This is a genomic window from Streptomyces sp. NPDC015242 (genome assembly GCF_043079125.1).
GTDB lineage: Bacteria > Actinomycetota > Actinomycetes > Streptomycetales > Streptomycetaceae > Streptomyces.
In genome coordinates, this window is the sequence record NZ_JBIBUF010000002.1 from 503614 (window position 1) to 525591 (window position 21978).

Below are 21978 nucleotides of genomic sequence, written 5' to 3' on the forward strand. Positions count from 1 at the left end.
CCTCGCGCCGTTCACCTGCCGGAGACCTGGCCGGCACGGCGTCACCGCCTGCGCGGGAGCGCCGTCCCGCACCCTGGGAGGGATGCACCTGCTCTGTTAGATTGGTCTAAACCACACGACCCCTCCCGGGTCCGGTCCCAGTTGAGCATCCCTCTCAGATCGGCAGGCCCAGCGTGGAAGTTGTCATCGTTCCGGACGCCAAGGCGGGTGGCGAGCTCATCGCCGAGGCGATGGCGCAGCTGCTCCGGCGCAAGCCCGACGCCCTGCTCGGAGTGGCGACGGGTTCCACGCCCCTGCCCGTGTACGAGGCCCTGGCGGCCAAGGTGCGCTCCGGCGCCGTGGACGTCGCCCGGGCGCGGATCGCCCAGCTCGACGAGTACGTGGGGCTGCCCGCCGACCATCCGGAGTCATACCGGTCGGTGCTGCGGCGTGAGGTGCTGGAGCCGCTCGGCATCGGGATGGAGCGGTTCACCGGTCCGGACGGCACCGCGCAGGACGTGCAGGCGGCGTGCGAGGCGTACGACAGGGCCCTCGCGGAGGCCGACGGGGTGGACCTTCAGCTGCTCGGCATCGGGACCGACGGGCACATAGGGTTCAACGAGCCGTGCTCTTCGCTGGCCTCGCGGACCAGGATCAAGACGCTGACCGAGCAGACGCGGATCGACAACGCCCGGTTCTTCGACGGCGACATCGACCAGGTGCCGCACCACGTGATCACCCAGGGCATCGGCACCATCCTGGAGGCCCGGCACCTGGTGCTGCTCGCCACCGGCGAGGGCAAGGCGGACGCGGTGGCGGCGACGGTGGAGGGCCCGGTCGCGGCCGTGTGCCCGGCGTCCGCACTCCAGCTCCACCCGCACGCCACCGTGGTGGTGGACGAGGCGGCCGCGTCGAAGCTGAAGCTGGCGGACTACTTCCGGCACACGTACGCCAACAAGCCGGAGTGGCAGGGGATCTAGGACCTGCCGCACGCATCGGGCCGGGCCCGGAAGCCGGCTCCGGCCCACCGGGGACACCACCGGCCCACCGGGAGCCCGGTCCGGCCTACCGGGAACCCGGTCCGGCCCACCGCCGAAACCGGTCCGGCCCACCGCCGAAACCGGTCCGGCCCACCGCCGAAACCGGTCCGGCTCACCGGGGACTCGGTCCGCACACGGGACCTCCATCCGGCACGCCGGCCCCATCCGGCACGCCGGCCCTCCATCCGGCACGCCGGGCCCCATCCGGCACGCCGAGACCCCGACCCGAACATCGGCCTAGAAGCCGAAGGCCGTGTCCGCCAAAACGTCGTCGTCGGCCGGGTCGTCCTCGGCGAGCCTGGTCACGGGCGGCGTCGGCGGCCACGTTCCGGGGGCCTACGCGGCGCCCCTGCTCATCGCCGTCGTCGCCACCCACCGGGGCGTGACGCCCCTGTGGGGGCCGGCCGCCAGGCCGCTGTACTGCCCCCCCCATTCGGTCGCAGGCTCACACCACCAGGTTCTTCGAGGAAGGCGTCAGCGGGCCGTGACTCCCGCGATCACCTCGGCCGCCGCGCGCCCGCACACGCGGGCCGCGCCGTGGGTGGCGATGTGCAGGGCGCCGCGGGGGGCGGCCTGCGGGACGCCCATCTCGACGACGATCGTGTCAGGGCGGGTGGCCAGCAGGGCGTCGAGGGCGGAGGCCATCCAGGGGTGGCGGTGTTCGTCCCGGACGACGGCGACGATCCGGCGCTGACCTGCCGCCTCCAGGGCCGCCCGGCCGGCGCGCTGCCCGGCCTCGTTCTCCGGGCCCTCCCCGGCGGAGAAGCTGCCGGTCACCGTGCCGGGCAGGAGGTGGATCAGTTCGGCGGCGACGCCCCAGGGGGTCTCGTCGCCGACGGCGATGTTGGCGACGGGGGTGAGGGCGGCGACGTAGGGCGGTTCGGTGAGGGGTTCGAAGGCCTCCGGGCTGCCGAGGCCCGGGGCCGGGGTCACCGTCAGGGCGCGGCGGGCGGCGCGCAGGCCGACCTCGTTGCCGTGGGGGTCTCCCGCGGGGCGGGTGGCCGTGCCTGTCCAGCGGGCCAGGGACCGGACGCGGCCGGCCGCGTCGGCGAGGCGTTCCTCGGGGAGTTCGCCGGTGCGGACGGCGCCGACCAGGGCGTCCCGGAGGCGGAGCACGGTCGCGTCGTCGGACAGGCCGCCGCCCACGCAGATCGCGTCGGCTCCGGCGGCGACGGCGAGGACGCTGCCGCGTTCGATGCCGTAGGTGCCGGCGATGGCGCGCATCTCCATGCCGTCGGTGACGATCAGGCCGTCGTAGCCGAGTTCGCCGCGCAGCAGGCCGGTCAGGATGCGGCGCGAGAGGGTGGCCGGGTGGTCGGGGTCGAGGGCCGGGACGAGGATGTGGGCGCTCATGACGGCCCGGGTCCCGGCGGCGATGGCGGCGCGGAAGGGGGCCAGTTCGCGCTCGGCCAGCACGTCGGCGGAGACGTCGATGCGCGGCAGGGCGTGGTGGGAGTCGACGGCGGTGTCGCCGTGGCCGGGGAAGTGCTTGGTGCAGGCGGCGACGCCGGCGGACTGCAGGCCGGAGACGTAGGCGGCGGTGTGCCGGGCGGCCAGGGCGGTGTCGGCGCCGAAGGAGCGCACGCCGATGACCGGGTTGCGCGGGTCGGAGTTGACGTCGGCGGAAGGGGCCCAGTTGAGGTTGACGCCGCAGGCGGCGAGGCGGCGGCCGAGTTCGTGGGCGACCTGCCGGGTCAGCTCCACGTCGTCGACGGCGCCGAGGGCGTGGTTGCCGGGGAAGGAGGAGCCGCTGCGCACCTCCAGGCGGGTGACGTCACCGCCCTCCTCGTCGATGGCGACGAGGACGTCGTCGCGCTCGGCCCGCAGCTGCGCGGTGAGGGCGGCGAGCTGGTCCGGTGAGGCGATGTTGCGGCCGAAGAGCCCGACGGAGGCGAGGCCCTCACCGAGCCGGCGCAGCAGCCAGTCGGGCGCGGTGGTGCCGGTGAAGCCGGGCTGCAGGACGGTCAGGGCGTCGCGGGTGAGCGTGTCGGTGCCGCTGGCGAGTGTCGTCATGGGGTGAGGTCATCCCTTCACGGCGCCCGCGGTCAGGCCCGCGGCCATCTTGCGCTGGACGAGGAGGAAGAGGGCGACGATCGGCACGGCCATCATCGTGGCTCCGGCCATCATCGGGGCGTATTCGGTGCCGTGCTTGGTGGTGAAGTTGCCGAGCCAGACGGTCGCGGTCTGGTTCTTCTGGCTGAGGAGCATCAGGGCGTAGAGGTACTCGTTCCAGGCCTGGATGAAGGCGTAGACCGAGGTGGCGACCATGCCGGGGGCCAGGAGGGGGAAGACGACCCGGACGAAGGCGCCCGTGCGGGAGCAGCCGTCGACCATGGCCGCCTCCTCCAGCTCCTTCGGGATGTTGACGATGAAGCCCCGCAGCGTCCAGACCGTGAAGGGCAGGACGAAGGTCAGGTAGGTGATGATGAGGCCGGTGAGCCGGTCGTACTGGCCCAGGTCGTTCAGGAGCAGGAAGACCGGGATGATCATGGCGACCAGCGGCACCATCTGGACGGCGAGGATGCCGACGATCACGATCTTGCGGCCGCGGAAGGCGAACCGGGAGATGGCGAGCGCGGCCAGCAGCCCGACGCCCATGCCGATGAGGACGACCGCGAGCGACACCACCAGGCTGCGGCCCACCGGACCCCAGAAGTCGGCGATGTCCAGCGCCCGCCCGAAGTTGTCGAGGGTCAGGCCGGTCGGCAGCAGGCTCGGGTCGGGGTCGATGGCGTCCTTGGCGGGCTTGAACGCCGTGTTGAGCATCCAGTAGAGGGGGAAGCCCGCGACGAGGAAGACGAGGAGGCCGAGGAGGTTCCAGCCGAGCCGCGGGTTCCTCCTGCGGCGGCGGGTTCCGGCGAGCGTGCTCATTCGACCTCTCCGATCTTCAGCATCTGCCGCATGTAGACGGCGACCACGCCGAGCAGCAGCAGGACGGTGATCAGCGCGATGGCCGAGCCCTGGGCGTAGTCGTTGACCACGAAGGCACGGTCGTAGGAGTAGGTGTTGAGAACCTGGAACTCCGGTTCGGGGTGGCCGTTGCGCATGACGAACACCTGCGGGAAGACGCCCATGTCCCAGATGACCGACAGGGTCGTGAGCATCACGATGATCGGCTTGAGGACGGGCAGGGTGACGTAGCGGAAGACGCCCCAGGAGCTGGCGCCGTCCAGGCGGGCCGCCTCCTCCAGTTCCTTCGGCACCTGGGTGAGACCGGCGCTGAGCGTGATGACCACGAACGGCACGGCACCCCAGACCACCAGCAGCATGATCACGGCCAGCCCTTCGGGGCCGCTCGCGAACCAGTTGTGGCCGATCATGTCGACGCCGGGCAGCTTGCTCAGCAGGGCGTTGAAGACGCCGTAGTCCGAGTCGAAGAGCCACTTGAAGACCGTGGTGGCCACGATCACGGGCATGCCCCAGCTGGCCACCAGCACGATGTTGATCAGCATCTTCAGCCAGCCCGAGACGCGCTGGAGCAGCAGGGCGAGCGCCATGCCGATCACCATGGTGAGGACGACGGCCCCGCCGGCGAAGATCACCGTGCGCAGCACGACGGCCCAGAACTCGCCGTCGCCGAGCACCTTGGCGAAGTTGTCGAAGCCGACGGACTCGGCGGGCTGGAAGCCCCACAGCTGGGACTGGCCGAACTTCTGGAAGGACAGGGTGACCAGGCGGGCCAGCGGATAGCCCATGACCAGGGCCAGGACCAGCAGGCAGGGGGCGAGCAGCAGCCACGGGACGGCGGCACCGCCCGAGGTGCGCTGGCGGCGGGGCCGCCGGCCGGCGGGGGGCGGCAAAGGTACCGGCCGCGGCGGCGGCACCTTGGCGGGGGTGGTGGTGTCTGCGGCACTCATCGCGCGCTCCTTGGCGGTCCCTCAGGTCCTGACGACGGCGGGGCTCCGTGTGAGGGAGCCCCGCCCGTAGGTCACTTGGTGTTGATGACCTTGTCGATCGCGGCGTCCGCCTCCTTGGCGGCGGCCTCGACGGACTTCTTGCCGGTGCCGATGCTCTGCAGCATGGTCTGCAGGATCTGCGCCTTCTCGACCTGTCCCCAGCCGGGAGCCATCGGGACGAACCAGTTGGACTCGGCCGCGGTGGCCGGGACCGCCGTCTTGGGGTCGTTCTTGAGCGTGGCGAGGTCCGTCTTGTTGTTGGGCAGGTTGCCCTTGGCCATCAGGCCCTTCTGCCCGGAGGAGCCGGTGAACGCGTTGATCCACTCGGCGGCCAGGTCCTGCGCGTCGGACTTCACCGGCACGGCGAGGTCGGAGCCGCCCAGGAAGACGGGCATGTTCTTGCCGGACGGGCCGGGCATCACGAAGTTCTCGAGGTTGCCCTTGAGCTTGCCGCTCTTGTCGTTCTTCGGGTCCTCGGCGGTGGCGCCCTCCCAGGCGGCCGCGAAGATCATGGCGGACTTGCCCTGGCCGTAGACGATGTAGCGGTCGGACTCGTCCTTGGTCTTGTCGCCGTGCATGTACTTGTCGACGACGTTCTTGAACTCCTTGAGGCCCTTGAGGGACTCGGGCGAGGAGAGCGAGGCCTTCCACTGGCCGCCCGACTCGGTGGCGATGGCGCCGCCGGCGTCGTAGACGAAGGACATGGCCGCGTACCAGTCGCGGGTGGGCTGGTACCAGGCGTTGAACTTGTCGCCCTGCTTCTTCTGGATCTTGTCCAGGGCGCCGGTCAGTTCCTTGTACGTCTTCGGGGGCGTCTTCACGCCGACCGAGGCGGCGACGTCCTTGCGCCAGTTGGCGACGCGGCCGCCGGCGTAGTAGGGGACGCCGTAGGTCTTGTCCTCGTAGGTGACCGAGGCCTTGAGGCCGTCGAGCCAGGCGTCGGAGTTGTCGAACTTGCCCTGGTCGAGGGGGGCGAAGGCGCCCTTGACCATGTAGCCGAGCATCTCGGTGTTGCCCATCTCGACCACGTCGGGGGCCTTGTCCGTGGCCAGGACGGCGTCGAGCTTGGCGTTCTTGTCGGGCCAGCCGTAGTACTCGTGTTCGATCTTCAGGCCCGGGTGCTTCTTCTTCACCGCGTCGTCGGCGGCCTTCACCAGCTCCGGCCAGTTGTTCTGGGCGTCGACGGTGAGCCAGACGGTCAGCTCCTTGGCGTCGGCGCCGCCCTTGTCCGAGCCCCCGTCGCCCTCGCCGCCGCACGCCGCGATGGAGACCATCATGCCCGCGATACCGATCGCGGCTGTCAGCTTGCGCTTCACGCCACCCTCCTCAGGGATCCCACAACCCCCCTGGCTCCCCGCACTGGACGGTGGGCCGGGCCTGGACCATTGGTGTAGACCAGTACGGGGAGCTTGGCCCAGGCCAACCAGCCTGTCAAGGGTCGCGAGAAGGCTCTGACCAGCCGTTATGCGACCTACATATGCAGGAACCTTTAAGTAAGAAGCCAGCGAAAACCCGCTTGCAGAGGCCATACTTCAGGTAGACCACTGACAACGGTGGACTAGACCAAACAAGGCGCCGACGGTATACAAGTGAGATCGTTCGGCGGACCGAGCCGGGAAGGCGGAGCATGAGCACCGACGTCAGCAGTGCGGAGAACGAGAACGGGGTGCCCGTCCGTACCGCACGTGTGCCCAAGTACTACCGCCTGAAGAAGCACCTGCTCGACATGACGGAGACCCAGGCGCCGGGCACGCCCGTCCCGCCCGAGCGCACCCTCGCGGCGGAGTTCGACACCTCCCGCACGACCGTGCGCCAGGCACTGCAGGAGCTGGTCGTCGAGGGCCGGCTGGAACGCATCCAGGGCAAGGGCACCTTCGTCGCCAAGCCGAAGGTCTCGCAGGCCCTGCAACTGACCTCCTACACCGAGGACATGCGCGCCCAGGGCCTGGAGCCGACCTCACAGCTGCTGGACATCGGCTACATCACCGCCGACGACCGGCTCGCCGGGCTGCTCGACATCACACCGGGCGGACGCGTGCTGCGCATCGAGCGCCTGCGCATGGCCAACGGCGAGCCCATGGCCATCGAGACCACGCACCTGAGCGCGAAGCGCTTCCCCGCGCTGCGCCGGTCCCTGGTGAAGTACACGTCCCTCTACACCGCGCTCGCCGAGGTCTACGACGTCCATCTCGCCGAGGCCGAGGAGACGATCGAGACGTCGCTGGCCACCCCGCGCGAGGCGGGCCTGCTCGGCACCGACGTCGGCCTGCCCATGCTGATGCTGTCCCGGCACTCGCTGGACCGGGACGGCCAGCCGGTGGAGTGGGTGCGGTCGGTCTACCGCGGCGACCGGTACAAGTTCGTGGCCCGCCTGAAGCGCCCCCAGGAGTGACCGGCCGGCGACGCGACCGGCCCACGGCGGGACTCCCGTTTCTTTTGGGTACCGCATTGCGGACGAGGGGTTCCGCTTCCGCCGCACCCTGACCTAGATTGCCTGCGCATTGCACAGGTGATCACTTGAGGGGACGGAGCCGCCTGATGTCGCAACCCCCGGAAACCAGCAGAGGGCCGGTGGTGACGCCGATGCGCGTCGTCATCGCCGTCTGTCTCATAGCGCCCTTCATCGCCATGCTGTGGGTCGGCTCGTACGCGAAGACCGACCCGGCCTTCATCGGCATCCCGTTCTTCTACTGGTACCAGATGGCCTGGGTGCTGATCTCCACGGCGCTGACGATGATCGCCTTCAAGCTGTGGCAGCGTGACCAGCGCGCCCGCTCGGCCGCGAAGGGCGGTGCGTCGGAGTGAAGGACGGCGTGAACGGCGTCGCACTCGCCGTCTTCATCTTCTTCTTCCTGGCCGTCACGGTCATGGGCTTCCTCGCCGCGCGCTGGCGCAAGGCCGAGAACGAGCACAGCCTGGACGAATGGGGCCTGGGCGGCCGCTCGTTCGGCACCTGGATCACCTGGTTCCTGCTCGGCGGCGACCTGTACACGGCGTACACCTTCGTGGCCGTGCCGGCGGCGATCTACGCGGCGGGAGCGGCGGGCTTCTTCGCGGTGCCCTACACGATCCTGGTCTACCCGCTGATCTTCACGTTCCTGCCGCGCCTGTGGTCGGTCTCCCACAAGCACGGCTACGTGACGACCTCCGACTTCGTGCGCGGCCGCTTCGGCTCCAAGGGCCTGTCCCTGGCCGTGGCGCTCACCGGCATCCTGGCGACGATGCCCTACATCGCCCTCCAGCTGGTCGGCATCCAGGCCGTGCTGGACGTGATGGGGGTCGGCGGCGGTGAGAACACCAACTGGTTCATCAAGGACCTGCCGCTGCTGATCGCCTTCGGTGTGCTGGCGGCCTACACGTACTCGTCGGGTCTGCGGGCGCCCGCGCTCATCGCGTTCGTGAAGGACACGCTGATCTACATCGTCATCGCGGTGGCGATCATCTACATCCCGATCAAGCTGGGCGGGTTCGACGACATCTTCGCCAAGGCGGGCGACGCGTTCAGCCAGACCAACCCGGCGACGGGCGCGCCGCGCGGTGCGCTGACACCGCCCGAGGCGGGCCAGTGGACCTACGCCACGCTGGCGCTGGGCTCCGCGCTGGCGCTGTTCATGTACCCGCACTCCATCACGGCGACGCTGTCCTCCAAGAGCCGTGAGGTGATCCGCCGCAACACCACGATCCTGCCGCTGTACTCGCTGATGCTGGGTCTGCTGGCGCTGCTCGGGTTCATGGCGATCGCGGCCGGCATCAAGGTGCAGAACGGGCAGCTGGCGATCCCGCAGCTGTTCGAGACGATGTTCCCGGACTGGTTCGCCGGTGTGGCGTTCGCGGCGATCGGCATCGGCGCGCTGGTGCCGGCGGCCATCATGTCCATCGCGGCCGCGAACCTGTTCACGCGCAACATCTACAAGGACTTCATCAAGCCGGACGCCACGCCCGCGCAGGAGACCAAGGTCTCCAAGCTGGTGTCCCTGCTGGTGAAGGTGGGCGCCCTGGCCTTCGTGCTGACGATGGACAAGACGGTCGCCATCAACTTCCAGCTGCTCGGCGGTATCTGGATCCTGCAGACCTTCCCGGCCCTGGTCGGCGGCCTGTTCACGCGCTGGTTCCACCGCTGGGCGCTGCTCGCGGGCTGGGCGGTCGGCATGGTCTACGGCACGGTCGCCGCGTACGGGGTCGCCTCGCCGACGCAGAAGCACTTCGGCGGCTCCTCCAAGGAGATCCCCGGCATCGGCGAGATCGGCTACATCGGCCTCACGGCGTTCGTGCTGAACGTGGTGGTGACGGTGGTCCTGACGTTCGTCCTCAAGGCCCTGAAGGCCCCCGACGGCGTCGACGAGACCAAGCCGGAGGACTACACGGCCGACGCGGGCGACCCGGGGGTGCAGGTCGAACTGCCGCCCGCCACCGCCGGTTCCTCGCACTGACCTTTGGGGCGCCCGGCACCGCGCCCCGCACGACGAACGACCCGCAGCGGGCCGCCGTGAGCACACCTCACGGCGGCCCGCCGTCGTTCGCCCGGTGCCCGTCCCGCGCCTGCCGGAGATCACTCTGCACACCTACCAGCTGACGCTCTGAAACCAGCGCGACACAACATCTGGGGGTGCCGATCGAACCCGGCACAAGATGTATGCTCATGCTCGCTGTCGCCGCAGGGGAATCCGGTGCGAATCCGGAACTGTCCCGCAACGGTGTACCCATGCCCTTTCACGCGGTATGGGCGTCAGTCCGAGGACCTGCCGACAGTGCGCCCGGCCACCCGGCCGGTGTGCCTGACGTCCGGGCCTCGTGGAATGGGCCGGTGGACGCGACGCCGCGTGCGCTCGTGTGCTGCCCCCTGCCCTCGACGAGGCCCCGTGCCGAGCGAGGGAGAGCCCCACGTGACCATCGCGCCAGCCGATCCGGTCTCAGCCGCCGAAGAACCCGCGGAAGAAGCGCACGACGCTCCCGGTGCCGCCCTGTTGCGGACCCTGACCGAACTGACCGCCGACCTCCCCGACGCCGACCCCGGCCGGGTCGCCGCCGCCGCCCTGCGCGGCCGGTCGGCGCGGGCCGACGAGGCGGAGTTGCGCGAGCTGGCCACCGAGGCGGCCGCCGGTCTCATCTCCGAGGACCCCGCCTACTCCCGGCTGGCCGCCCGGCTGCTGACCATCGGCATCCGCGCCGAGGCCGCCTCCCAGGGCGTCTCGTCGTTCACGGAGTCGGTCGCCGTGGGGCACCGCGAGGGGCTCATCGCCGACCGCACCGCCGAGTTCGTCCGGGTGCACGCGGCCCGGCTCGACGCCCTGATCGACACCACCGCCGACGACCGCTTCGGCTACTTCGGCCTGCGCACCCTGCACAGCCGCTACCTGCTGCGCCACCCCCTCACCCGCAAGGTGATCGAGACGCCCCAGCACTTCCTGCTGCGCGTGGCGAGCGGCCTCGCCGAGGACGACACCGCACGGGCCGTGGACGAAGTCGCCGCCCTCTACCGGCTGATGAGCCGCCTCGACTACCTCCCCTCCTCCCCCACCCTGTTCAACTCCGGCACCCGGCACCCCCAGATGTCGTCCTGCTACCTGCTCGACTCCCCCAAGGACGAGCTGGACTCCATCTACGACCGCTACCACCAGGTCGCCCGCCTGTCGAAGCACGCCGGCGGCATCGGCATCGCCTACTCCCGCGTCCGGGCCCGGGGTTCGCTGATCCGCGGCACGAACGGCCACTCCAACGGCATCGTCCCGTTCCTGAAGACCCTCGACGCCTCGGTCGCCGCCGTGAACCAGGGCGGCCGCCGCAAGGGCGCCGCCGCGGTCTACCTGGAGACCTGGCACTCCGACATCGAGGAGTTCCTGGAACTGCGCGACAACACCGGCGAGGACGCCCGCCGCACGCACAACCTCAACCTCGCGCACTGGGTCCCGGACGAGTTCATGCGCCGGGTGAACGCCGACGCGCAGTGGTCGCTGTTCTCCCCCGCGGACGTGCCCGAGCTGGTGGACCTGTGGGGCGAGGAGTTCGACACCGCCTACCGGGCCGCCGAGGCGAAGGGCCTGGCGCGCAAGACGCTGCCCGCGCGCGAGCTGTACGGCCGGATGATGCGCACCCTCGCGCAGACCGGCAACGGCTGGATGACCTTCAAGGACGCCGCCAACCGCACCGCCAACCAGACCGCCGAGCCGGGCCACGTCGTCCACTCCTCCAACCTCTGCACCGAGATCCTGGAGGTGACCAGCGACGGCGAGACGGCGGTCTGCAACCTCGGCTCGGTCAACCTCGGCGCGTTCGTGACCGGCGGGGACATCGACTGGGAGCGCCTGGACGAGACCGTCCGCACGGCCGTGACGTTCCTCGACCGGGTCGTCGACATCAACTTCTACCCGACCGAGCAGGCGGGCCGCTCCAACGCCCGCTGGCGCCCGGTCGGCCTCGGCGCGATGGGTCTGCAGGACGTCTTCTTCCAGCTGCGCCTGCCCTTCGACTCGCCCGAGGCGAAGGCCCTGTCCACCCGCCTCGCCGAGCGCGTCATGCTCGCCGCCTACGAGGCCTCCGCCGACCTCGCCGAGCGCAACGGCCCGCTGCCCGCCTGGGAGAAGACGCGTACGGCCCGGGGCGTGCTGCACCCCGACCACTACGACGTGGAGCTGACCTGGCCCGAACGCTGGGCGGCCCTGCGCGAGCGGATCGCCACGACCGGCCTGCGCAACTCGCTGCTGCTCGCCATCGCGCCCACCGCCACCATCGCCTCCATCGCGGGCGTGTACGAGTGCATCGAGCCGCAGGTGTCCAACCTGTTCAAGCGCGAGACGCTGTCCGGCGAGTTCCTCCAGGTCAACTCCTACCTGGTGGACGAGCTCAAGCGGCTCGGCGTGTGGGACGCCCGCACCCGCGAGGCACTGCGCGAGGCCAACGGCTCGGTGCAGGGCTTCGGCTGGATCCCCGAGGACGTGCGCGCCCTCTACCGCACCGCCTGGGAGATCCCGCAGCGCGGCCTGATCGACATGGCGGCGGCCAGGACCCCGTTCCTGGACCAGTCGCAGTCCCTGAACCTGTTCCTGGAGACGCCGACCATCGGCAAGCTCTCCTCGATGTACGCCTACGCCTGGAAGTCCGGGCTGAAGACCACGTACTACCTGCGCTCGCGCCCGGCGACCCGCATCGCCCGCGCCGCCCGGGCCACCGTCCCCGTGCAGGCCACCCCCGACCCCGAAGCGGTCGCCTGCTCCCTGGAAAACCCCGAGTCCTGCGAGGCCTGCCAGTAATGCCCAGCACCCAGAATCTCCTCGACCCCGGCTTCGAGCTGACCCTGCGCCCCATGCGCTACCCGGACTTCTACGAGCGCTACAGGGACGCCATCAAGAACACCTGGACCGTGGAGGAGGTCGACCTCCACTCGGACGTCGCCGACCTCGCCAAGCTCTCCCCCGCGGAGCAGCACCTCATCGGCCGGCTGGTGGCGTTCTTCGCGACGGGCGACTCGATCGTCGCGAACAACCTGGTGCTGACGCTGTACAAGCACATCAACTCCCCCGAGGCGCGGCTGTACCTGAGCCGTCAGTTGTTCGAGGAGGCCGTGCACGTCCAGTTCTATCTGACGCTGCTCGACACCTACCTGCCCGACCCGGAGGACCGGGCGGCGGCCTTCGCGGCGGTGGAGAACATCCCGTCCATCCGCGAGAAGGCGGAGTTCTGCTTCCGGTGGATGGACTCGGTCGAGAAGCTGGACCGGCTGGAGTCACAGGCGGACCGGCGCCGCTTCCTGCTCAATCTGATCTGCTTCGCCGCGTGCATCGAGGGCCTGTTCTTCTACGGCGCCTTCGCCTACGTGTACTGGTTCCGCAGCCGGGGGCTGCTGCACGGTCTCGCCACCGGCACCAACTGGGTGTTCCGCGACGAGACCATGCACATGTCGTTCGCGTTCGACGTCGTCGACACCGTCCGCAAGGAGGAGCCGGAGCTCTTCGACGACCGGCTCCGGCAGGAGGTGACGGACATGCTCCGCGAGGCCGTCGAGGCCGAGCTGCAGTTCGCGCGCGACCTGTGCGGTGACGGCCTCCCGGGCATGAACACCGAGTCGATGCGGCAGTACCTGGAGTGCGTCGCCGACCAGCGGCTGACCCGCCTGGGCTTCGCTCCGGTGTACGGCTCGGAGAACCCCTTCTCCTTCATGGAGCTCCAGGGGGTTCAGGAGCTGACCAACTTCTTCGAGCGGCGGCCCTCCGCGTACCAGGTGGCGGTGGAGGGCACCGTCGACCTGGACGAGGACTTCTGAGCCGGCACGTCCTCACGGGCCTCCTGGGCCTCCCGGATCTGCCGGTCGATGCGCCTGTCGTGCATCAGGCCGAGCACGGACGGGAGGACCAGGAGGACCAGCGTCCCGAGTACGAAGATCATGGCGATGAGTGTCTGCGTCTGGTTCGTGTCCATGGACACCACTGTCGCTCCGGATGCTCCTTACCGTCAGTGGCAGTACTGCCGCAGACCCTCGAATTACTGCCACCGGCGGGGCACACTGGGGAGATGCTGCAGAACGTGGCCGTCGCCCTGCTCGACGGTGTGACCCCTTTCGAACTCGGCGTGGTGTGCGAGGTCTTCGGCACCGACCGCAGTGACGACGGCCTGCCGGTCTACGACTTCGCCGTGGCCTCGGCCGAGGGCCCCGCCCTGCGTATGGCCTCGGGCCTGTCGCTCCAGGTCGAGCACGGCCTGGAGCGGCTGGAGACGGCCGACCTCATCGCCGTCCCGGCCGGGGACGGCTACTCCACCCGCACCTTCCCGCCTCAGCTGCTGGACGCCCTGCGCCGCGGCGTCGACCGCGGCGCCCGGGTGCTCAGCGTCTGCTCCGGCGTCTTCGTCCTGGCCGCGGCCGGACTGCTGGACGACCGGCGCTGCGCGGTGCACTGGAAGCACGCGCGGGAGCTCACCTCCCGCTATCCCCGGGTGGCCGTCGAACCGGACGTGCTCTACGTCGACGAGGATCCGGTGATCACCTCCGCGGGCACGGCCGCCGGCATCGACGCCTGCCTCCACCTGGTCCGCAAGGAGCAGGGTCCGGAGGTCGCCAACAAGATCGCCCGGCGGATGGTGGTGCCGCCGCACCGCGACGGCGGCCAGGCCCAGTACATCGAGCGGCCGCTGCCGCGGTCGGAGACCGACACGATCGGCGAGGTGCTGGCGTGGATGGAGCGCCACCTCGACGAGGAGGTGACCGTCGAGCAGCTCGCCGTCCGCGCCCACATGTCCCCGCGCACCTTCGCCCGCCGCTTCCAGCAGGAGACGGGGACGACTCCCTATCGCTGGGTGCTGGGCCAGCGGGTGCTGCTGGCCCAGCGGCTGCTGGAGGCGACGGACGAGACGATGGACGCGATCGCCGGCCGGACGGGGTTCGGCAACGCGGCCGCGCTGCGCCACCACTTCGTCCGGGCGGTGGGGACCACGCCGTACGCCTACCGGCGCACGTTCAGGGGCCCCGCGGCGGCCTGAGGCCGGCGGTTCTCACCTCGCCACCGGCCGCACCCGCAGGTCGTGCGGGCGCAGTGTGATCCCGACCCGCGTGCTGTCGTTCGATCCGGGCACCTGCTCGAAGCGGTACTTCGTGGCCAGCGCCGCCGTGATCAGCGTCAGCTGGGCCATCGAGAAGTGGTCGCTCGGGCACTTGCGGTTGCCGGTGCTGAACGGGCTCATGGCGTGCTTCGGGATCGCCTTGACCCGCTCCGGCAGCCAGCGGTCCGGGTCGAACTCCAGGTTCCGCTCGTAGGACTTCGCGTCGCGCTGGATGGCGTACGGGCTGTATACGATGTCCGCCCCCGCCGGAATGCGGTAACCGCCGAGTTCGGTGTCCCGTACCGCTCTACGCGTCAGAATCCACACCGCCGGACTCAAACGCATGGACTCGACCACGACATTGTTCGTGTGCCTGAGCTCACGGACGTCGCCGAATGCCACCGGCCTGCCACCGGTGACGGCTTGCACTTCGTCGCGCACCCGGTCGGCGTGTTCAGGGTGTTCCGCGAGCATATGCAACAGCCACATGATCGTGGAGGCCACGGTTTCGCTGCCCGGGGTGAGGATCGCCACGACCTGATCGTGGATCTCCTGTTCCCCGATGGGATCGCCATTCTCGTCCTTCGCCTCCAGCAATGCCGTCAGCAAATCGTCCGGCTTTTGACCGCTTGCGCGGCGCTCGGCGACGATCTCGTCGACCAGGAGATGCAAATCGGCCAAGGCCCGGTTGAATTCCCGGTTGGCCGGCAGCGGGAGGTCGTAGAGCGGTCCGAGCGGGACGACCATCCGCCGGTACATCCCGCGGAAGACGGTGGCCAGGGCGACGCACAGCCGCTCCGCCCGCTCGTCCATGTAGTCGCCGCGCAGCAGGCAGCGGGCCGCGATCCGCACGGCCACCCGGAAGGACTCGGAGGTGCAGTCGACGGTCTCGCCGGGCTTCCAGCGCTCGGTGAGGGCGTGTGCCTCCTCCTCCATGATCGGCCCGTAGGCGGGGATGGCGTCGAGCCGGAAGGCGGGCTGGATGGTGCGCCGCTGACGGCGGTGGCGCGGGCCGTTCGCCGTGGCCACGCCCTCCTTGCCGAGCAGGCCCTCCAGGGACTCCCACAGCGGCCCGGCGATGATGAAGTCGTTGCTCAGCGCCAGCGCGCCCGTCAGGGCCGGCGTGGTGACGGCGTAGACCGTCTTCGGGCCGAGCTTGAGGCGGACCACGTCGCCGTGGTCGCGCAGCCGGGACATGAACGCGAGCGGGTCGCGCACCAGCTTCCAGCCGTGCCCGAGGAGGGGGACCCCGCCCCCGGCCCGCGGCGGCTCGCGCAGTTCCACAGCCGGAGGGACGTCCGGCTTCACAGACTCGACGGTCATTTCTCACCTGCCGCTTCGTTGTTGACGTACGGGGGCGTGGACCGGTCGTCCCAGCTGTCGACCATGTACCGGCCGGACTCGTGATGGAACCAGTAGACGGAACTGAACCAGTTCCGCATGTCACCGAGGCAGATCCGCACGGCGGCGCTCAATTCCTTTCCGCGCACCGTCCCGTCGGCCAGGTCGTCGGCGAACCGCAAGGCCTCCTGCTCGACGTCGAGGAATTCGGTGATGCATTCCTCGACGCGGCGCCGGACTTCCGCGACCGCCTCCTCCAGGGTCAGCCCTTCATGGGTGATGAGGCTGATGCCGAGATTGTGCACCTCGTCGCCCGCGATTTCCTTCGGGAGCGAGCAGAGGTCGTTGTACCAGGCGGCGAATTCCTGGCTCAGCAGCGCCGCCCGCCGATAGGCAGGGTGTTTTCTCACGCCGTCGGGGAGTTCGCACCCCGCGGTCGGCTCCAGCAGGTCCGTCCATATCCAGTGCGCGAACGTGAGCCGGCGCAACCGGAGGTATTCCTCGACCGTCGGCACGATGCCGTGCGTGCGGTTGTGGAACTCCCGGTCGTAGGCCTCGATGACGGCGTGGAAGTGCCGGGCGAACCGGAGGTTCCACGTCTGCGGCAGGAACCCGTACAGCCGCAGCACACTGTCGGCGAACCCGGCGACCAGTGGGTCCTCGTGGTGCAGGTGCTCCCGGGGGGAGTCGAGCGCGGCGTGCAGCCGGTCCCGCAGACTCCGCCAGGCGAGCGGGCGGCCGTGCACGATGTCGCGGTCGTGACGGTCGTCCCAGACGAAGAACCAGGCGCTGTAGTCCGCGATGGCCTGCATCACCTCGTCGGGGGCGCCGATGTAGTACCCGGCCATGAGGTCCGTGTAGCACAGGCCGTCGGCATATTCCGCCACCTTCTCCGCCGGCATGAGCCGCTTTTCGAGCAGCCAGGCCCGCGTCTTCTCCTGGCACTGCGGCCAATACGGGTGGAGTCGCCGGGGAAACGCCGCCTCGATCACAGGGAGAGAGAGCGACGGTGGAACTGCGATGGTGGTCGGTGTCGATGTGGTGCCGTGTGACAAAGCATGCACGAACTAACCCCTCTCAGCCGCCAGTTGGCGCGGGCGCCCCTCCCTTCGTGCCGGGCGTGCGCCGTTGCATACCCCGCTCATCCCATTCAGCACTACAACTGACCGTTCTGGGAACGTATTTGCTTCATTCACTACCCCACAGTGCCGGGATCCTCCCGTTGTGTGACGGCCACCGGATCGCCAGGAGAGCGGAAGCGATCGAACGTGCGACGGACAGGCGAACGACACAGACGAACGGCGCCTGTCCGTGGTGGGGAACCAGGACAGGCGCCGTTCGCCTGGTGCGTATGAGGTGTCAGTCGTTGGCGACCACGGGGTAGCGCGGCTCGTTCTCGGCCATCTGGCGCAGCGCGTCCTTGCGCTCGCGCTTGGAGAGCCGGTCGATGTACAGGTAGCCGTACAGGTGGTCGGTCTCGTGCTGCAAACACCGCGCAAAGTATCCGGTGCCGCGCACCTTGATCGGGTTGCCCTGCTCGTCCTGCCCGGTCACCTCGGCGTAGTCGGGCCGGGCGAGCGGCGCATAAGCGGTCGGCACGGACAGGCAGCCCTCGTTGCTGTCGTCGAGCCGGCGCTTGTCGGCGGGCAGTTCGACCAGCTTGGGGTTGCAGACGACACCGGTGTGCCGGACGCCCTCGTCGTCGGGGCAGTCGTAGACGAAGACCTTCGCGTCGACGCCGATCTGGTTGGCGGCCAGGCCCACGCCCTCGGCGGTGCGCTGGCTGGCGAACATGTCCGCGACGAGCTGCTGCAGCTCCTCGCCGAAGTCGGTGACGTCCTTGCACTCCTTGTGCAGCACCGGGTTCCCGACCACCGTGATCGGCCGCGAGGTCCCCCGCTCCCGCCAGGCCGCCTCGCGCCCCTCGCAGTCCTCCGTGTCGATCACGTACCCCTCGTCATCGACGGGAAGCACGCCCGCGTGCTGCTGATCGGTGTCCTGCTGAGCCATGACGTTACGTACGCCTTCCTGAACAAATCCACGGGATGCTGATACAGGGTACGGGCATCAGGGGGGCGGGGAACTGCGCGAACGGCCTCGACGGCGCCGCCCCTGACGACAGCGCTAGCAGACCTCTTCCAGATCCCGCCAGTCACGGGAGTCCGGACTGTCCGCCACCCACCCGTCCAGCAACCCCCGGACCAGCGAAGCCGGCGCGGCCAGCCCGCACTCCCGCTCCGGCACCCACAGCTGCCCGTCCGTGCGGTGCCCCAGCGGCCCGGGATGTCCCGGCTCGCTGTGGTCGTGCGGGTCGAGGTGCTCCCCGTCGCCCTCGTCCGACGGCATCCGCGACTCCGAGCACATCCGGCACAGCAGCCGCACCGAGGAGGACCAGTCCTCCGCGGCGAACCCGGCGTCCGCGGCCAGCTGCTCCAGCGCGTCGCGGTCCGACTCGGTCGCCGCCTCCAGCAGCACCACCCATGTCGGCACCGGCGACGGGGCCCACAGCTCGATCTCGTCGAAGACCGGGTAGGTGTGCCCGGCGGCCGTGGTCCGCTCCCCGTGCGGCACGCCGTCGTGCAGGACGACCTCGCCCCAGCGCCGCCCGGACGACGGCAGTGGGATGGACAGCACCTCGATCCGCGCGGGATCCAGCCGCCGCCCCCACACGACCTCGGCCTCGCCCTCCGGGGACAGCCGTACGGCCGCGCTGCCCAGGTCCATGCCGACCGGCTCGCCCGAGTCGTTCGCGGCTCCCGGCACCCGCAGCCCGTACGCCTGCCAGGCGCGGCGGGCCAGCGGCCAGTCCTGGAGGGCGGTGGCGGCGATGCCGACGTTCCACCAGTCCGGCGCGCCCGTGTCCCGGTCGAGCAGGGCCACGGCCCGCAGACCGGCGGCCCGTGCCTGCTCCCAGTCGTGCCGGAACTTGTGCAGCAGGGCGAGGTTGAACCAGGACTCGGACAGCCAGGGCTCCAGATCGGCGGCACGTGTCAGCAGTGCGCCCGCGTCCTCGTACCGGCCGTCGCCGATGAGGGTGAATGCCCGGTCCGTGGCCTGCCGCCAGGAGGCGGAGGGCCGGTGCCGTCCCTTGCCGAAGATCCTCACGATTCCCGCCTGCCAGTTCCGTGCGGTGGGCTGGCCGTAGCTGTGTTTCGAGCCCCCGGACACCTTCTCCTTCGCATCCAACCACGTACGGCCTCGGGGGCGCTCATTACCCATGGGTTACCCAGCCACGGGCAGCGTCAGACTGCTCCTTGCCAGTACCCGGGCCAGTGATTCCACCACCTCCGGGGCGTACTGCCCGGCGGTGGCGAGCCGGAGTTCCTCCAGCGCCGTCAGCGGCCCGCCCGGGCCTCCTTCCCGGGACTTCTCCTCGTACGCGTTCACAGCCCGGACGATCCGGGCCGCGAGCGGCTGCTCCGGGTACGGGTCGGCCTGGCGTTCCACGACGACGGCGACGGCCTCGTCGACGCCCGTCTGCCGGACGACGGCCCCGCCGAGGAGCGCGATCCGGCGCTGTTCCGCGGCGGGCAGGGCGGCCGTGGCACCCGCCGGCACCGGGTCGACGAGGCTCAGCTGGCCGATGTCGTGCATGAGGGCCGCGTACTCCAGCACGGCCAGCTCCGGCTCGGTGAGGCCCAGGTCACGCCCGACGGCGAGGCTGAGCGCGGCGACCCGGCGGGCGTGACCGCCGGGGGTGTACCCGGCGACCTCGGTGGCCCGCGCGAGGGAGGCGATGGTCTGCCGGTAGGTCGCCCGGACGGCGGCGTAGCGGCGGAACGACATCTGGGCGAGCAGCAGCGGCACGGAGAAGACGGGCAGTGCCCACAGGCCCACGACGGCGACCGCGAGCGCCATCACCGCCCCGGTCGCGATGACGGCGGACCCGATGCCGCGCACGGTCCGCAGCTCGTCCCGCAGCACCGGCCCGAACGGCCAGCCGGTGCGCGAGTGCGCCAGCGCGGCGGCGAGCACCGCGTCGCACAGCGCGGTCAGGGAGAGCAGCGCGAGCAGCAGCAGCGCGTAGGCCGGTCCGACCCAGTCGTCGAACATGCCCCGGCTGTAGGGCGGCTGGAAGCAGACGGCGACGAAGCCGACGGTGAGCACCCGGCGTGCCAGGTGGTCGAGCGTGGGGCCCTGCCCGCGGGCCACGTGCGGGACGCTGCCGAGCAGCGAGGCGGCCAGCACGACGGCCACGACCTGGGCGGGACCGTGGTGCGTGGCCCGCCCACCGGCCTCCCCGAGCAGCGCGTACGACAGGGCCGCGGCGGCTCCGAGCGGTGCCGGCTCCCTGACCTGGGCGTCGTCGCGCCGGGTGAGCTCGCCGACGGTGACGAGCACGCCGAAGGCGAGTGCGACCCGGCGCTCCTCCAGCCCGCCGTAGAGGGTGACGGCGAGACAGCCCGCGGCGAGGACGGCGGCACAGGCGTGGACGAGGGTGAGGAGCGGGGGCGGCCGGTGGCCGTTCATCGGCGGGCCCCCGGCCGCCCGGTGACGGGGGTGCCCGGCGGGGGCACGCGGGACGCCCCGTCCCCCTGGCCGGTGCCGCCGCCCTCGTCCGTCCGCCCGCCGGGTCCGCTCCGCTCCGGCGCCTCGCCCTGAGGGCCGGGACCGCCCTCTCCACCCTGCCCGCCCCGGACATCCGGGCCCTGTTCTCCCTGCTTGCCCTGCTTGCCCTGCCCGCCCTGCTGGCCCTGCTCGCCCTGCTGGCCCTGCTGGCTCCGGGCGGCCTGCTCGATCCGCCCACCCTGCTCGCTCCGGGCGGCCTGCTCGATCCGCCCGCCGTGTTCGCTCCGGGCGGCCCGGTCGCCCTCGCCGTTCCGGTCGCCCTCGCCGGTCCGGTCGCCCTCGCCGGCCAGGCGGTCTCCGCCGCCCCCGGCGTCCCCGCCGACCGGGCCCGCCGTGTCGTCCGCGGTCACCGCCGGCCGCCAGCCCGCCCGTGCGACGGCCTCGACCAGGGCCGTGACCATCACGGGGTCGAACTGGCTGCCCGCGCACCGCTCCAGCTCCGCCAGGGCCACCGGCACGGGCCGGGCCCTGCTGTAGCAGCGGGTGGAGGTCATGGCGTCGAAGGCGTCGGCGACCGCCACCACCCGCGCCGACTCGGGGATCTGACGGCCCGCCAGCCCGTACGGGTACCCGCTGCCGTCCAGCCGCTCGTGGTGGTGCAGCACGGCGGCCCGGGCCTCGCCGAGGAAGCCGATGCCGCGGACCATCTCGTGCCCGTACTCGGGGTGCAGCTCGATCACCCGACGCTCCTCGGGCGTGAGTGGCCCGTTCTTGCGGAGCAGCCGGGTGGGCACGCCGAGCTTGCCCACGTCGTGCAGGATCCCGGCGAAGCGGAGCACCTCGACGCGCTCGTCGTCCATGCCCAGCTCGCGCGCGATCATCATGGAGGCCTGCCCGACGCGCTCGCTGTGCCCGCGCGTGTACCCGTCCTTGATGTCGACGGCCTGCACCAGCGCCCGGATGGTCGCCTGGTGGGCCGCCCGCTCCCGGTGGTACTGGGCGAACGCCCACCACGAGACGCACATCGGCAGCAGCACGAGCAGCGCGGCCACGGGTCCGTAGGGGCTGCGCCACAGTACGGCCATCATCAGCCCGGCCAGCCCGTGCACGGCGATCGGCGCGAGGGAGCGCGCCACCAGTCCTCGCCAGGCCCGCCGGACGGGCACCCGTTCGGCCACGGCCAGGATGCCGCCGTCCAGGGCCGCCAGCACCAGGCAGAACGTCAGCACGGCCGCCGCGGCGGGACCGAGCGCGTAGGGGACGTCGCCCGCGACGACCGCGTCCCGGCCGCCGAGCAGCCAGTGCACCCGGGCCGCCGCCCACACTCCGAGGACCAGCTGGGCGGCCCGCCACAGCCGTCGCAGGGCGACGGGCCGCTGCGCGACGTGGGAGAGCAGCGCGCCCGGCACGGCCACCAGGGCGGCGGCCGGCGCGGGCAGCAGGAAGGCGGCGGCGAGCAGCACGGGGTAGAAGGTGCCGGCCGGGTGGGAGATCCCGGCGAAGCGGGACCGTGCGGCACGCTCGCAGCCGGCGTACAGGGCGGCGAGCAGCGCGACCGCCCACCAGGGCACGCGCACCCCCGGCAGCGGCAGGAGGCAGAGGACCGCGGCGACGACGACACAGGCGACGTATCCACGTGTCCGTGCCGGTACCGCTTCCATGAGCCCCTCCCCGGCCAGGTCCGT

Annotated in this window: 17 protein-coding genes, 1 pseudogene and 1 riboswitch; of the genes and pseudogenes, 7 read left to right on the top strand and 11 right to left on the bottom strand. The window is 70.9% G+C overall.

Annotated features, from left to right (window positions below; translation table 11 throughout):
• Nucleotides 1-173 precede the first annotated feature (173 nt).
• The gene (nagB, locus tag ACF07N_RS07715) at nt 174-959 is read left to right on the top strand and encodes a glucosamine-6-phosphate deaminase (protein WP_392109629.1); all 786 of its coding nucleotides are present in this window, start codon (nt 174-176) and stop codon (nt 957-959) included.
• Nucleotides 960-1493: 534 nt separating this feature from the next.
• Here nagB and ACF07N_RS07720 read toward each other — a convergent pair.
• The 4 genes from ACF07N_RS07720 to ACF07N_RS07735 form a co-directional block, all read right to left on the bottom strand.
• A complete protein-coding gene (locus ACF07N_RS07720) occupies nt 1494-3032 on the bottom strand; it encodes a glycoside hydrolase family 3 protein (protein WP_392109632.1) in 1539 nt (512 codons plus the stop codon).
• Between the two features lie 9 nt (nt 3033-3041).
• Nucleotides 3042-3890 (bottom strand): carbohydrate ABC transporter permease, encoded by an 849-nt coding sequence (locus ACF07N_RS07725; protein ID WP_383337455.1) that lies wholly within the window; start codon nt 3888-3890, stop codon nt 3042-3044.
• Complete coding sequence (locus tag ACF07N_RS07730; RefSeq protein WP_383323918.1) at nt 3887-4876, bottom strand: carbohydrate ABC transporter permease; 990 nt, start codon at nt 4874-4876, stop codon at nt 3887-3889. Before ACF07N_RS07730 ends, ACF07N_RS07725 begins: the two co-directional genes overlap by 4 nt.
• Before the next feature lie 71 nt (nt 4877-4947).
• Entirely contained in the window at nt 4948-6231 is a 1284-nt protein-coding gene (locus ACF07N_RS07735) for an extracellular solute-binding protein (protein WP_392109637.1), read from the bottom strand.
• 311 nt (nt 6232-6542) lie between these two features.
• Here ACF07N_RS07735 and ACF07N_RS07740 point away from each other — a divergent pair, with 311 nt between their 5' ends.
• From ACF07N_RS07740 to ACF07N_RS07760, 5 genes are all read left to right on the top strand, one after another.
• Nucleotides 6543-7307 carry a GntR family transcriptional regulator gene (locus tag ACF07N_RS07740; protein ID WP_309097218.1) on the top strand — a complete coding sequence of 255 codons (765 nt, stop codon included), beginning with the start codon at nt 6543-6545 and terminating at the stop codon, nt 7305-7307.
• Between the two features lie 146 nt (nt 7308-7453).
• Nucleotides 7454-7720 (top strand): DUF3311 domain-containing protein, encoded by a 267-nt coding sequence (locus ACF07N_RS07745; protein WP_383323925.1) that lies wholly within the window; start codon nt 7454-7456, stop codon nt 7718-7720.
• The gene (mctP, locus tag ACF07N_RS07750) at nt 7717-9345 is read left to right on the top strand and encodes a monocarboxylate uptake permease MctP (protein ID WP_311679446.1); all 1629 of its coding nucleotides are present in this window, start codon (nt 7717-7719) and stop codon (nt 9343-9345) included. Before ACF07N_RS07745 ends, mctP begins: the two co-directional genes overlap by 4 nt.
• Nucleotides 9346-9518: 173 nt before the next feature.
• Nucleotides 9519-9677, top strand: a riboswitch (cobalamin riboswitch).
• 121 nt (nt 9678-9798) lie between these two features.
• The gene (locus ACF07N_RS07755; protein ID WP_392109642.1) at nt 9799-12162 is read left to right on the top strand and encodes a ribonucleoside-diphosphate reductase subunit alpha; all 2364 of its coding nucleotides are present in this window, start codon (nt 9799-9801) and stop codon (nt 12160-12162) included.
• A complete protein-coding gene (locus ACF07N_RS07760) occupies nt 12162-13172 on the top strand; it encodes a ribonucleotide-diphosphate reductase subunit beta (protein WP_311679450.1) in 1011 nt (336 codons plus the stop codon). Before ACF07N_RS07755 ends, ACF07N_RS07760 begins: the two co-directional genes overlap by 1 nt.
• On the opposite strand, the gene ACF07N_RS07765 is transcribed toward ACF07N_RS07760, so the two are convergent.
• Nucleotides 13085-13327: a hypothetical protein gene (locus ACF07N_RS07765; RefSeq protein ID WP_383323935.1), complete on the bottom strand. Its 243-nt coding sequence runs from the start codon at nt 13325-13327 to the stop codon at nt 13085-13087. The two genes, ACF07N_RS07760 and ACF07N_RS07765, sit on opposite strands and share 88 nt — an antisense overlap.
• 93 nt (nt 13328-13420) lie before the next feature.
• On the opposite strand from ACF07N_RS07765, the gene ACF07N_RS07770 reads away from it, so the two are divergent.
• Nucleotides 13421-14383: a GlxA family transcriptional regulator gene (locus ACF07N_RS07770; protein WP_392109646.1), complete on the top strand. Its 963-nt coding sequence runs from the start codon at nt 13421-13423 to the stop codon at nt 14381-14383.
• A 12-nt stretch (nt 14384-14395) separates the two neighbouring features.
• Here ACF07N_RS07770 and ACF07N_RS07775 read toward each other — a convergent pair whose 3' ends face one another.
• The 6 genes and pseudogenes from ACF07N_RS07775 to ACF07N_RS07800 form a co-directional block, all read right to left on the bottom strand.
• Nucleotides 14396-15766, bottom strand: a complete 1371-nt coding sequence (locus tag ACF07N_RS07775) for a cytochrome P450 (protein ID WP_392109649.1) — start codon at nt 15764-15766, stop codon at nt 14396-14398.
• Nucleotides 15763-16848 (bottom strand): epi-isozizaene synthase, encoded by a 1086-nt coding sequence (cyc1, locus tag ACF07N_RS07780; RefSeq protein ID WP_392109652.1) that lies wholly within the window; start codon nt 16846-16848, stop codon nt 15763-15765. Before cyc1 ends, ACF07N_RS07775 begins: the two co-directional genes overlap by 4 nt.
• 295 nt (nt 16849-17143) lie before the next feature.
• Nucleotides 17144-17794, bottom strand: a complete 651-nt coding sequence (gene def, locus ACF07N_RS07785; RefSeq protein ID WP_392109655.1) for a peptide deformylase — start codon at nt 17792-17794, stop codon at nt 17144-17146.
• Between the two features lie 114 nt (nt 17795-17908).
• The gene (locus tag ACF07N_RS07790; protein WP_010047594.1) at nt 17909-18889 is read right to left on the bottom strand and encodes a hypothetical protein; all 981 of its coding nucleotides are present in this window, start codon (nt 18887-18889) and stop codon (nt 17909-17911) included.
• 117 nt (nt 18890-19006) lie between these two features.
• Entirely contained in the window at nt 19007-20254 is a 1248-nt protein-coding gene (locus tag ACF07N_RS07795; RefSeq protein WP_392109658.1) for an HD-GYP domain-containing protein, read from the bottom strand.
• Between the two features lie 422 nt (nt 20255-20676).
• Nucleotides 20677-21954: pseudogene (locus tag ACF07N_RS07800) on the bottom strand (HD-GYP domain-containing protein); the annotation flags it as partial.
• Nucleotides 21955-21978 lie beyond the last annotated feature (24 nt).

Excerpts from the sequence above, each read along its gene's own strand:
- ACF07N_RS07740 (WP_309097218.1), top strand. The coding sequence starts at position 6,543 with ATGAGCACCGACGTCAGCAGTGCGGAGAACGAGAACGGGGTGCCCGTC.
- ACF07N_RS07730 (WP_383323918.1), bottom strand. The coding sequence starts at position 4,876 with ATGAGTGCCGCAGACACCACCACCCCCGCCAAGGTGCCGCCGCCGCGG.
- def (WP_392109655.1), bottom strand. The coding sequence starts at position 17,794 with ATGGCTCAGCAGGACACCGATCAGCAGCACGCGGGCGTGCTTCCCGTC.
- ACF07N_RS07795 (WP_392109658.1), bottom strand. The coding sequence starts at position 20,254 with ATGAACGGCCACCGGCCGCCCCCGCTCCTCACCCTCGTCCACGCCTGT.
- ACF07N_RS07725 (WP_383337455.1), bottom strand. The coding sequence starts at position 3,890 with ATGAGCACGCTCGCCGGAACCCGCCGCCGCAGGAGGAACCCGCGGCTC.
- ACF07N_RS07765 (WP_383323935.1), bottom strand. The coding sequence starts at position 13,327 with ATGGACACGAACCAGACGCAGACACTCATCGCCATGATCTTCGTACTC.
- ACF07N_RS07745 (WP_383323925.1), top strand. The coding sequence starts at position 7,454 with ATGTCGCAACCCCCGGAAACCAGCAGAGGGCCGGTGGTGACGCCGATG.
- ACF07N_RS07775 (WP_392109649.1), bottom strand. The coding sequence starts at position 15,766 with ATGACCGTCGAGTCTGTGAAGCCGGACGTCCCTCCGGCTGTGGAACTG.
- ACF07N_RS07760 (WP_311679450.1), top strand. The coding sequence starts at position 12,162 with ATGCCCAGCACCCAGAATCTCCTCGACCCCGGCTTCGAGCTGACCCTG.
- ACF07N_RS07720 (WP_392109632.1), bottom strand. The coding sequence starts at position 3,032 with ATGACGACACTCGCCAGCGGCACCGACACGCTCACCCGCGACGCCCTG.
- ACF07N_RS07770 (WP_392109646.1), top strand. The coding sequence starts at position 13,421 with ATGCTGCAGAACGTGGCCGTCGCCCTGCTCGACGGTGTGACCCCTTTC.